11 protein-coding genes are annotated in these 11,973 nt (G+C 57.5%); 5 read left to right on the forward strand and 6 right to left on the reverse strand.

Features of this window, described 5'->3' with window-relative positions; translation table 11 throughout:
- Positions 1-73 precede the first annotated feature (73 nt).
- On the forward strand, positions 74-967 hold the full coding sequence (locus ACR0CZ_RS15955) for a LysR family transcriptional regulator (protein ID WP_480537197.1): 894 nt from the start codon (positions 74-76) through the stop codon (positions 965-967).
- Positions 968-973: 6 nt separating this feature from the next.
- On the opposite strand, the gene ACR0CZ_RS15960 is transcribed toward ACR0CZ_RS15955, so the two are convergent.
- Entirely contained in the window at positions 974-1,501 is a 528-nt protein-coding gene (locus ACR0CZ_RS15960; protein ID WP_170395157.1) for a redoxin domain-containing protein, read from the reverse strand.
- Positions 1,502-1,592: 91 nt separating this feature from the next.
- Here ACR0CZ_RS15960 and leuB point away from each other — a divergent pair, with 91 nt between their 5' ends.
- Complete coding sequence (gene leuB, locus ACR0CZ_RS15965) at positions 1,593-2,696, forward strand: 3-isopropylmalate dehydrogenase (protein WP_170395155.1); 1,104 nt, start codon at positions 1,593-1,595, stop codon at positions 2,694-2,696.
- Positions 2,697-2,753: 57 nt separating this feature from the next.
- On the opposite strand, the gene ACR0CZ_RS15970 is transcribed toward leuB, so the two are convergent.
- Positions 2,754-4,940 (reverse strand): PBP1A family penicillin-binding protein, encoded by a 2,187-nt coding sequence (locus ACR0CZ_RS15970; protein ID WP_170395153.1) that lies wholly within the window; start codon positions 4,938-4,940, stop codon positions 2,754-2,756.
- A 257-nt stretch (positions 4,941-5,197) separates the two neighbouring features.
- Between ACR0CZ_RS15970 and ACR0CZ_RS15975 the strand changes: the two genes are divergently transcribed.
- Together ACR0CZ_RS15975 and ACR0CZ_RS15980 are read left to right on the forward strand one after the other, a co-directional pair.
- Positions 5,198-5,536, forward strand: a complete 339-nt coding sequence (locus ACR0CZ_RS15975) for a P-II family nitrogen regulator (RefSeq protein WP_039541190.1) — start codon at positions 5,198-5,200, stop codon at positions 5,534-5,536.
- Between the two features lie 33 nt (positions 5,537-5,569).
- Entirely contained in the window at positions 5,570-6,892 is a 1,323-nt protein-coding gene (locus ACR0CZ_RS15980) for an ammonium transporter (RefSeq protein WP_170395150.1), read from the forward strand.
- 70 nt (positions 6,893-6,962) lie between these two features.
- On the opposite strand, the gene ACR0CZ_RS15985 is transcribed toward ACR0CZ_RS15980, so the two are convergent.
- The 4 genes from ACR0CZ_RS15985 to ACR0CZ_RS16000 all read right to left on the reverse strand — a co-directional run bounded on the left by ACR0CZ_RS15985 (position 6,963) and on the right by ACR0CZ_RS16000 (position 9,936).
- A complete protein-coding gene (locus ACR0CZ_RS15985; RefSeq protein ID WP_170395146.1) occupies positions 6,963-8,147 on the reverse strand; it encodes an amino acid aminotransferase in 1,185 nt (394 codons plus the stop codon).
- Positions 8,147-9,001, reverse strand: a complete 855-nt coding sequence (gene sseA, locus ACR0CZ_RS15990; RefSeq protein WP_170465803.1) for a 3-mercaptopyruvate sulfurtransferase — start codon at positions 8,999-9,001, stop codon at positions 8,147-8,149. Before sseA ends, ACR0CZ_RS15985 begins: the two co-directional genes overlap by 1 nt.
- A 93-nt stretch (positions 9,002-9,094) precedes the next feature.
- Positions 9,095-9,364, reverse strand: coding sequence for a CBU_0592 family membrane protein (locus ACR0CZ_RS15995; RefSeq protein ID WP_170395139.1), 270 nt, complete (start codon positions 9,362-9,364; stop codon positions 9,095-9,097).
- A gap of 14 nt (positions 9,365-9,378) precedes the next feature.
- Complete coding sequence (locus tag ACR0CZ_RS16000) at positions 9,379-9,936, reverse strand: XRE family transcriptional regulator (RefSeq protein ID WP_170395136.1); 558 nt, start codon at positions 9,934-9,936, stop codon at positions 9,379-9,381.
- A 104-nt stretch (positions 9,937-10,040) separates the two neighbouring features.
- Between ACR0CZ_RS16000 and ilvD the strand changes: the two genes are divergently transcribed.
- On the forward strand, positions 10,041-11,873 hold the full coding sequence (ilvD, locus tag ACR0CZ_RS16005) for a dihydroxy-acid dehydratase (RefSeq protein ID WP_170395133.1): 1,833 nt from the start codon (positions 10,041-10,043) through the stop codon (positions 11,871-11,873).
- The last annotated feature ends 100 nt before the right edge of the window (positions 11,874-11,973 follow it).

The following is an 11,973-nucleotide window of genomic DNA, read 5'->3' on the forward strand; positions in this document are numbered from 1 at the left end:
GTTCCGGATCAATCTATTCATTCACGATGTTTTGGAAATTGCGAAAAATCGCAGATTATGTATTCGTTTTTGAATGGCTAAAACACTCCAACTATCCGACTGGTCCTTAGTTCAAAGCTTTCTGGCGGTTGCCGAAACCGGCTCACTATCCGCAGCCGCAAAGCAACTGGGTCGCAGCCAGCCGACGCTTGGTCGTCAGGTGCATGCGCTGGAAGAAGAATTGGGGGTCTCGCTGTTTGATCGTCACGCGCGTGGACTGACGCTCAGCGAGGTGGGGCAGCAAGTGCTGCCAATGGCGCAGCAGATGTACAGCGCAGTCAATGCCCTGGGGCTGACGGCAGCGGGTCAGGCGCAACAGCTGGAAGGGTCGGTCAGGATCACCGCTTCAGTATTTGTATCGCATCACCTGTTGCCGCCGATATTTGCCGCAATCCGTGAGGCAGAACCGGCGATTCAGCTTGATCTGGTCGCCTCGGATGCCAGCGAAAACTTGCTGTTCCGCGAGGCCGATATTGCCGTGCGCATGTATCGGCCCGAACAGGTCGACATCGTGGCAAAGCATATCGGCGAGGTGCCGTTATGTTTCTGCGCCGCCCAAAGCTATCTGGATCGTGCGGGGCGACCAACAACGCCGACAGAGCTGATGCAGCACGACCTTGTGGGATTTGACACCAATGAAGACATTATCACCGCTATGCGGAACAAGGGCTGGCCTGCCAGCCGGGACAGCTTTGCCACGCGATGCGACAACCAGACTGCCTACTGGGAATTGATCCGCGCAGGGTGTGGTGTTGGCTTCAGCCAACTCAGCATCGCGCAGTCCGATCCTCTGGTCGAAGTGCTAGATATTGATGTCGAGATACCGGTGCTGCCGGTCTGGCTGGCTGCCCCTCAGGCGATGCGACAGACCCCGCGCATTCGCAGAGTCTGGGATTTACTGGCCGACGGGTTGAAGGCCCGGCTTTAAAACCGCCTACAGCGCGCCGGTATAGGTGCCGCGCGCAGGATAGTTATTGGCCAAGGTGAATTTCAAACCGCCGACGATGTCCGACATCGGCGGCCGCGCAAAAGGCGTTGTCTGCTGCCAGACGTAATAGAGGGTCTGATCAGGTTTGATATAGAAATGTCCTGGCTCAGCGAACAACGCTGGCTCGGCACTACCTTCACGAGCCACCGAGATGTTCAGGCCCCAGACATCCCGCGCGTCGGCCATGGACAGGCCGTATCCTACGCGCAGCTTCGACACTCCGGCCTTCTCAACCGTCTCGGCCGCACGTTCGCCGGTATCCGTGGTGATCATGATCACCTCAATCCCCAGCTCGGCGAATTCATCCAGCGCAGCCTCGACCTCACCCATTTGGCGAACGCAGATCGGGCAATGCAGACCGCGATACTGAATCACCAGCGTTCCGTTTTCGCCAGTGTCGCGCTCAAGATCAAAGGTGCCATGGCTTACTGTTTCGATTTTTAGCGATGGGGCCGGATTTCCGGGTGTCAGCATGTGGTTTCCTCGTGATTTGATGGGTTCGTCTCATTGACCCGATGCGCCGCAAACGCTAGGGCCTGTGCGACAAAACGCAAGGAGACTGTCGATGTCCAACCCCTCGCTCCTCATCCTGCCCGGAGACGGAATTGGCCCGGAAGTTATGGCCGAAGTGCGCAAAATCATCGATTGGTTCGGCGCCAATCGCGGTCTTCAATTTGACGTGAGCGAGGATCTGGTCGGCGGCGCTGCCTATGATGCGCACGGGAAGCCCCTATCGGATGAGACCATGGCCAAGGCACAAGACGTCGACGCCGTGCTGCTGGGGGCTGTTGGCGGCCCTAAGTATGACGATCTGGATTTCAGCCTGAAACCCGAACGCGGACTGCTGCGTTTGCGCAAGGAAATGGACCTGTATTCCAACCTGCGCCCAGCTCAGTGCTTCGACGCGCTGGCGGATTTCTCGTCGCTGAAGAAGGATGTGGTCGCTGGCCTCGACATCATGATTGTGCGCGAGCTGACATCTGGCGTGTATTTCGGTGAACCGCGCGGCATCTTTGAAGAAGGCAATGAGCGCGTTGGCATCAACACCCAGCGCTACACCGAATCCGAGATCGAACGCGCCGCACGTTCCGCGTTTGAGCTGGCGATGCGCCGGAACAAGAAACTGTGCTCGATGGAAAAAGCCAATGTGATGGAATCGGGCATCCTGTGGCGCGAGGTCGTGACACGTGTCGGACAGGAATACCCCGAGGTCGAGCTGTCACACATGTATGCAGACAACGGCGCGATGCAGCTTGTGCGCGCGCCCAAACAGTTTGACGTGATCGTCACCGACAACCTGTTTGGAGATGTACTATCCGATTGCGCAGCGATGCTGACCGGGTCTTTGGGCATGCTACCGTCTGCCTCGCTGGGCGCACCGATGGCGAATGGCCGCCCTAAGGCCATGTATGAACCCGTTCATGGCTCGGCCCCGGACATTACAGGTCAAGGCAAGGCCAACCCAATTGCGTGTATCCTCAGCTTCGCCATGGCACTGCGCTACAGCTTTGACCAGGGCGACGAAGCGGATCGTCTGGAAACCGCGATCGAGAAGGTTCTGGCCGACGGCGTTCGCACGGCTGACCTGCTGGCTGAAGAAGGGGTTGAGCCGGTTTCGACCAGCGAAATGGGTGATGCAATTCTGGCAGCGCTAGACGAAAGCGTCTGATCTTACGATCATTCAGACATCAAAGGCGGTGCCCAGCGCACCGCCTTTTTTTGTTGGTCAGTTTCCGAAGATGTTGTTCAGTAGGTTGTTGATCGCACGGTCCAAACCGGTTTGATTCTTACGGCGCTGTTGCTGCGGCTGCGCGGTTCTGACCGGTGGGTCCGGCGCCAGCATGGGCAACGGCGTGGGCGTCATCCCTTCTGTCACGCGCAGCATGGTCTCTTTCCATATCTCCGCCGGCAAGCCTCCACCCGTGACACCTGACAACGGCGTATTATCATCATACCCCATCCAAACGCCCGTAACGTAGTCCGCGGTAAATCCGATAAACCAGGCATCCCGCGCGGCCTGGGTCGTGCCGGTCTTGCCCGCCACCTGCCAGCCCGGCAGCTTCGCGCGCCCACCCGTACCTTCAGAGACCACACGCTCCATCATCCAGGTCAGTTGTTTGGCGGCCTTGTCGTTGATGACGCGTTCACCGATACCGGTTGTCGTGATCATAACTGGATCGGTCTCACCAAGCAGCTTCAACTCGGTCAGACCATAGGGTTCCACCGCTGAACCGCCGTTCAGGATACCGGCGTAAGCGCCCGTCATCTCTATCAGCGTGCTTTCCGATGCGCCGAGCGCCAGCGCGAGTCCCTCGGCCAGATCACTTGAAAGGCCGAAACCACTGGCAACCGTGCGCACGTTATCCAGCCCCGAGATATCCGCCACTTTGACTGCGGGAATATTCAACGAGTTCTTCAACGCATCTGCTAATGTCACCCGGCCATAGAACTTATTGGTGTAGTTCTTCGGGCACCACTGACCTGAACCTGCGATGTTCCAGCAAGTTGGTTCATCCATCACCGTGTCCAGCGGTGAATATCCCAACTCCAAGGCCGTCGCATAGACAAACGGTTTGAACGACGAACCCGTTTGACGCAGAGCCTGCGTAGCCCGGTTGAACGCCCCCGAAACACGAGTCTTGCGCCCACCGACCATACCTCGAACCGCGCCATCCGCTGACATCACCACAATAGCGGCCTGCGCTTTGGACCCTTCGCGCACTTTCTCCTGGAAGATGAATTTAAGCGCCTCTTCCGCCGACGTTTGAATGCGCTGATCCAGTGTGGTTCGGATCACTACGTCCTCGGTTGTGTTACGTGTGAAAAACTCAGGCCCGCTGGCCATGACCCAATCGGCAAAGTAACCACCAGCACGCGCGGCAGCGGCCTCGGACAACTGCGCCGGACGGCTGCGGGCCTCGCTGGCCTGCGCGCTGCTCAGATAGCCCTGAGTCTCCATTAGCCCAACCACCAAACGTGCCCGATCTTGTGAACGTTGCAGGTTGTTCGTTGGCGCATAGCGTGTCGGGGCCACCAATAGACCTGCCAGCATTGCCGCCTCGGCCGGAGACACTTCGGCTGCCGAAATACCGAAATACCGCTGGCTGGCGGCCTCGAAGCCGCGGGCTCCCGCACCGAGGAAGGCGCGGTTCAGATAGATCGTCAGAATTTCATCCTTGGAGTATTTGACCTCCATCGCAATGGCATAAACTGCCTCTTTCGCCTTGCGCCATAGCGAACCCTGACGGCAATCGGCTTCATATGCAGCCTCAGACTCCCATTCGCTGGGCTCATAAGGCACACCCAGGCATAGAAGTTTCGCGGTTTGCTGGGTGATCGTTGAACCACCGTGACCAGACAGCGGTCCACGTCCTTCGCTCAGGTTGATGCGTACCGCGCTGGCGACACCGCGCGGGCTGACGCCGAAATGGCGGTAGAACCGTTTATCCTCGGTTGCAATCACGGCGTTCTTGAGATGCGGCGAAACTGTATCCGCCGTAATCACGCCGCCAAACTGATCGCCGCGCCAGGCAAAGACCTTGCCGTCGCGATCCAGCAAGGTCACCGAACCACGTGCCCGCCCATCAAGCAGGGCATCGACATCCGGCAATGAGGTGTAAACAACACCCACCGCCAGCGCCAACAGCACCCCCGCCACTGCGCCGACCCTCCAAGTGATCCCCCAAATTATGCGCCAAAGCCAGCGGAACAGCCGGCGGAAAATGCCACCGCCCTTCCCACCAGAACTGCGCCGCGTTTTCTTCCGCGCCGTTTTGCGCGGAGCGGCTTTTCGGGCCGTCGACTTCTTACCAGCAGGTTTTGCTGCCCGCTTGGTCGCCGCAGGCTTTCGGCCTTTGGACGGGTACCTTTTATCCGCGACAAGGCGCGATTTGCGACGGTTGGACTCAGTCATGCTCAAACTCTGCCCGGTTATGCTTTTGGGGCACCATACCCCGCCGGAACGGCCATGTAGAGGTGTGAAATACCCGTATTTCCCCTCACAAGTTTGCCTATATTTTCACCAAGTAGCGTGTTTTGTGCAAAAATTGTGCATAATTGCTGATTTTTTACCCTCATTTACCCTCCGAAAACGTTCCATCTGAACCTCTGTCGCGCATTTTTCTGCAGGTGCAAAATGCCGGGCCGCCCGGAGTAGTAGAGGGGAAAGACGTGAAACTGATCATTGCGACAATCAAACCGTTCAAGCTTGAGGAGGTGCGCGAAGCACTGACCAATGCAGGCGTGCGCGGCATGATGGTGACTGAGATCAAAGGGTTTGGCTCGCAATCGGGTCACACCGAGATTTATCGCGGTGCCGAATACGCCGTGAATTTCGTTCCCAAGATCAAGCTTGAGATCGTGGTGCCCGCCACCATGGCCGACCAGATCGTCGAAACCATCACCACAACCGCCAAGACCGGCAAGATCGGCGACGGCAAGATTTTCGTCCTCGATGTCGAGCAAGCCCTGCGCGTGCGGACCGGGGAAACCAACGAAGAGGCGCTTTAAGCGCGCTTACTCACAATCACTCGAGGACTAACAATGAACCTGATGAAATCTCTCATCCCTGCCGCTGCGATCGTCGCACTGCCGCAGATGGGTCTTGCGCAAGAGGCCGCTACCGGAGAGCCCGCGCAACACACCCAATATATTTTCACCACGCTGCTGTTCCTGATGGGCGGTTTCCTGGTGTTCTTCATGGCTGCAGGCTTTGCCATGCTCGAAGGCGGGCTGGTGCGGTCCAAGAACGTCGCGATGCAGATGACCAAAAACATCGCGCTGTTTTCAATCGCCGCGATCATGTACTGGCTGATCGGCTTCAACCTGATGTACCCCGGTGATGGTTGGACAATTTCTGGCTGGCTGGGCCCGTTCTTCTCGACCACCGTGCTTGACCCAGTGGGTGTCGGCGCAGATGCTGCGGCGCTTGACTACGCCTCAATCGGTTCGGATTTCTTCTTCCAACTGGTCTTTGTCGCAGCGACCGCCTCGATCGTGTCCGGTGCGGTGGCTGAACGGATCAAATTGTGGCCCTTTCTTGCCTTCGTTGTTGTCCTAACCGGCATCATGTACCCGATCTCGGGCTCGTGGCAGTGGGGTGGTGGTTGGCTGTCCGAAGCAGGCTTCTCGGACTTCGCTGGTTCGACCATCGTGCACTCGGTCGGTGGCTGGGCGGCTCTGGCAGGTGCTCTCATCCTTGGGCCGCGCATCGGTAAGTACAAGGACGGTAAAGTGCACCCGATGCCTGGTTCGAACCTGGCTCTGGCCACTCTGGGTACCTTTATCCTGTGGCTGGGTTGGTTCGGCTTCAACGGTGGTTCGCAGCTGGCGATGGGCACTGTAGGAGATGTCTCGGACGTATCGCGCATCTTTGCCAACACCAACATGGCTGCTGCATCCGGTGCCGTTGCCGCCCTTATCATGACACAGCTGCTGTACAAAAAGCCCGACCTGACCATGGTGCTGAACGGCGCGCTGGCGGGACTGGTGTCGATCACTGCTGAGCCGCTGGCCCCAACCCTGTTCGGCGCTCTGTGGATCGGTGCTGTGGGCGGTATCATCGTGGTCTTCGCGGTTCCGATGCTGGACAAGTTCAAGATCGACGACGTAGTCGGCGCCATCCCGGTCCACTTGTTCGCTGGCATCTGGGGCACCATCGCCGTGATCTTCTATGGCGAAGCCAGCCTGATCACTCAGCTGACCGGGATCATTGCTTATGGTGTCTTCACCTTTGGTGCTGCTCTTATCCTATGGTCGATCCTGAAGGCCACCGTAGGTATCCGTGTTAGCGAAGAGGACGAGATCAACGGCCTCGACATGGCTGAACTGGGTATGGAAGCGTATCCGGAATTCTCCAAGGGCTAATAGCCAACCAAGTAAAAACAAAAAAACCCGGGCGTTCGCGCCCGGGTTTTCCTTCATTCAAAGATATCGCTCAGACGCCGACATCTACAATCGCTTGCGCCAGAATGGGCACAGTATTGGCGTTCAAACCAGCGATGTTCAGACGGCTGTCACCGACCATGTAAATGCCGTGATCGGCACGCAGCTTTTCAACCAGTTCTGGCGCGGCCCCCAGTCGCGAGAACATGCCGCGATGCTGGGCGATAAATCCAAATCGATCCGATCCACTAAGGCTCTGCAACTCATCAGCCAGTTGCTGACGCAGGCCCAGCATGGAAAGGCGGACATCTTCCAATTCGGTCGCCCAATCTGCCCGCAGAGCATCGTCATTCAGGATCGTCGTCACCACCCGCGCGCCGTGATCAGGCGGGAATGAGTAGTTCTGGCGGTTCAGAAATGCCAGCGTAGACTGGTTCAGTGCAGTCTGTGCCGGATCGTCACTGATCGCCATCAGCAGGCCGGTGCGTTCACGGTAGACGCCGAAGTTCTTCGAACAAGACGCCGCGATCAGGCAGCGCTTCACTGACGATGCCACCAGACGGGTTGCCTGCGCATCTTCTTCCAGACCGTCGCCAAAGCCCTGATAGGCGATGTCGATCATTGCGACGAGGCCACGCGCGTTGATCAGGCTCACGACCTCTTGCCATTGCACCATATTTAAGTTGGCACCCGTTGGGTTGTGGCAACAGCCGTGCAGAAGAACCACGTCGCCTGCATTGGCAGCTTTCAGGTCCTCGATCATACCGTCGAAATCGACGCCACGCGATTCTCCGTCGAAATAACGGTATTGGACTGTCTCGATCCCTAGATAGTTCAGGATCGACAAATGGTTTGGCCATGTGGGGTTCGACAGGAAAACACGCGCGGTGGGGTTGGCCATACGGATCATCTCAAACGCCTGACGACAGGCTCCGGTACCACCGGGGGTGGCTACGGCTGCAATGTTGCCACGCGGGACAGAAGTTCCGAGGATCAAGTCGATCATCGCGTCCGCAAAGGCTGGATCACCAGCCAGACCGGTATAAGCCTTGCTCTCCTGCTCTTCGAGAATACGCTTTTCAGCTGCTTTCACCGCGCGCATCACCGGAGTGACCCCCTCGGCGTTCTTGTAGACACCAACGCCCAGATCGATCTTCTGATCACGTGGGTCGTCGCGGTACATCTGCATCAACGCCAGAATCTTGTCTGCTGGCTGCGGTTTAAGGTTCTCGAACATCAGTTCTCTCCGGTTGCGACGGGCAGGGTTGGGAAGGCACCCCATTCAGCCCAGGAGCCGTCATAAAGCGCGTGGTCTTTCTTGCCCATGCGTTCCAATGCAAGGCTGAGAATTGCGGCAGTCACACCAGAGCCACAGGATGTGATCGCGGGTTTCGATAAGTCGACGCCGGCATCTTCGAAAACCGCGCGGCAGTCTTCGGGCGACTTCATCGTGCCATTCTTGTTCAACAGCATTCCAAAAGGCACGTTGCGCGAGCCTGGGATATGACCCGAGCGCAACCCCTCGCGCGGTTCGGCATCGGTCCCGAAGAAACGGGCCGCCGAACGGGCATCGATGATCTCGTGATCCGCAAGCTTCGCGGCTGATGAAACTTGCGTCACATCGCGGACAAGGTGGTTCTGAACCCGCACCGTCATATGACGGTCGCGAATAATGGGGGGCAGGTCTTCGATCTCGCGCCCTTCGGACTGCCATTTGGGTAATCCACCATCCAGAACGGCAATATTGTCCTGTCCCATCAGACGGAACAACCACCAGACCCGCGCTGCCGACATCAGCCCCGCGCCGTCATAGACCACGACCTGATGGCCATCGCCAACGCCCATCGCGCGCAGGCGCGACATGAACTTCTCGACCGGAGGTGCCATATGCGGCAAGTCGGAACGATGGTCGGATATCTCATCAATATCAAAGAACCGCGCACCAGGGATGTGGGCAGCGTCATACTCTGCCTTGGCGTCTCGCGCTTGCTGCGGCAGGTACCACGACCCATCCAGAATCCTTAGATCCGGATCCTTGAGATGTGCGGCAAGCCATTCGGTAGAAACGAGGGTTTTTGGATCGTCCTGCATCTATGCCTCCCCTAAGCGAGCTTGGGTTTTCCCTATACTTGGCAGGATGCAGGTTCAAGGCTGGATAGCGCTAGCGTCCCGACCACACTGGATTTATCGCAAACGACGCAGGCGATAATACTGGATGATCCCAATAACGCTGATGATGATCCAGAAGCCTTCGATCAGCATCGACGCCAGATTGAAGTTCTGCAGCAGTGAGAACACGATCAGCACCGAACCGATAAGATTCACCAGCGGAAAGGCCAGATCCTCCGAGTTCATCACTCGCATCTGGGTCGCAAAATATGCCGCAACAACGATCAAAGCCCCGAATGAGCCGATGGCATCGACGACGGTCAAACTGTCCAGTAGTGCGGTCATTGTATGGGGCTTTCCTATTCTGAAACTTCCGCTGGTTGCGAATAGTGGTGCATATTTAGAAAAGCAGCTCCCTGATCACCAGCGCGGTATCCATGCGGCACATCCGCAGAAAATCGCAACCCTTGACCGGATTGCAGCGGAACCCAATTTCCATTTCGCAGCACGTCCAAAGCTCCGCTCAGAACAAAAACCTCTTCGGTTACACCTGCTGCATGGGCCGGAGATTCGTGGCTTTGATTGGGTGACAACTCGACATGAAATGTTTCGGCCCCCAATGCGGGATCAAAAGGAAAGACAATCTTGACTTCGATACTTCCCGGAAATCTCACGGTACTGAACACATCAGCATCTGTCGTGTCACGCATTGCAGCAGTACCAATCAATGCACTCAGCGGGAGCTGGAAACCCTTCGCGATCTTCCACAGGGTCGCGATGGTCGGGCTTGATTCGCCACGCTCGATCTGGCCCAGCATAGCTTTGCTGACCCCGGTGAGTTCCGCGACTTTTGACAGGCTCAGCCCGGATGCCGCCCGCACATCCCTTAGTTTCAGCGTTAGTTCGTCCGATTCCATAGCCGCGCCCTGCGATTTGTCTTGTGCGTTATAACGTACATATGATACGTGCGCTATAACGTACACACCCAATATCGCAGTTTGGGCAACAGGGATACAGCATCATGCCAATGTACCGATCCAGAACCTCCACCCATGGCCGTAACATGGCCGGTGCCCGCGGCCTGTGGCGCGCCACCGGTATGGGAGACGACGATTTCGGCAAACCGATCATCGCCATCGTGAACTCATTCACCCAGTTTGTACCCGGTCACGTCCACCTGAAGGACCTGGGACAGATGGTTGCGCGTGAGGTTGAAGCCGCTGGCGGTGTCGCCAAAGAGTTCAACACCATCGCGGTCGATGATGGCATCGCCATGGGCCATGACGGGATGCTGTATTCGCTGCCCTCGCGTGAGGTGATTGCGGATTCTGTTGAATACATGGTTAACGCCCACTGCGCGGACGCTATGGTCTGTATCTCGAACTGCGACAAGATCACGCCCGGCATGTTGATGGCGGCCATGCGTCTGAACATCCCTGCGATCTTTGTCTCGGGTGGACCTATGGAGGCGGGCAAGATCGACATCGCCGATCTGGACGCCAAGAAGATCGACCTTGTCGACGCGATGGTTGCCGCAGCGGATGATCGATTTACCGATGAGCAGGTGCAACACATTGAAGAAAACGCCTGTCCAACCTGTGGTTCATGCTCGGGCATGTTCACCGCGAACTCGATGAATTGTCTGGCCGAAGCACTGGGTCTGGCGCTGCCGGGCAATGGCTCGACCCTGGCCACACATGCCGACCGTAAAGAGTTGTTCTTGGAAGCTGGTCGCCGCATCGTCGAGATCACCAAGCGCCACTATGATCTGGACGAGAAAGGCTTTTTGCCGCGTGAAATCGCCACGTTCGACGCGTTCGAAAATGCCATGAGCTTGGATATCGCAATGGGTGGATCGACCAATACGGTGCTTCATTTGCTGGCCATCGCGCACGAAGGTGAAGTGCATTTCACCATGTCCGACATGGACCGCCTGAGCCGCCAAGTGCCCTGTTTGTGCAAAGTCGCGCCCAACATCGAAAACGTGCACATGGAAGACGTCCACCGCGCTGGTGGCATCTTCTCGATCCTTGGTGAACTCAGCCGCGCAGGCTTGCTGCATGAGGATTGCCATACAGTGCATTCGGGCACCATGGGCGAAGCAATTGCCAACTGGGACATCAAAGTCGCCAACAACCCGAAGGCTCAGGACCTATTCAAAGCGGCGCCCGGCGGCGTGCGTACTACACAAGCCTTCAGCCAGTCGAACCGCTACAAGGAGCTGGACACTGACCGCGAAGGCGGCGTGATCCGTTCGAAAGAGCATGCATTCAGCCAGGATGGCGGTCTGGCGGTATTGTTCGGCAACATTGCGCGCGACGGCTGTATCGTGAAAACTGCGGGTGTGGATGAGAACATCCTGAAATTCACAGGCTCAGCTTATGTCTGCGAAAGCCAGGACCAGGCTGTCAATGACATCCTGACCGGCAAGGTCAAGGAAGGTGACGTGGTGGTGATCCGCTACGAAGGCCCGCGTGGTGGGCCGGGAATGCAGGAAATGCTGTATCCGACTTCGTATCTGAAATCCAAGGGACTGGGCAAAGCCTGCGCGCTGCTGACTGACGGTCGTTTCTCGGGTGGCACCTCGGGCTTATCAATCGGCCACGTCTCGCCCGAAGCAGCGGAAGGTGGTGAGATCGGTTTGGTGAAAACCGGCGACACGATCGAAATCGACATTCCCAACCGCAGCATCCATCTGGCGGTCTCCGACGAAGACCTGGCCGCGCGGCGCGAAGAGCAGGACGAGAAGGGCTGGCAGCCCGTTGCACCACGTAAGCGTAAAGTGTCCACCGCGCTAAAAGCCTATGCCAAATTGACGACCAGTGCCGCGAAAGGGGCCGTCCGTCAGGTCTAAGCACTGCGGGTGAGCGAATACTCCCGCACCCGATACATGGAATCGGCTGCGCCGATTCCACTTTCGGAATTTGGGCCCGGCGCCGCGCATTGCGCGGCGC

Source organism: Ruegeria sp. H9 (assembly GCF_056532915.1).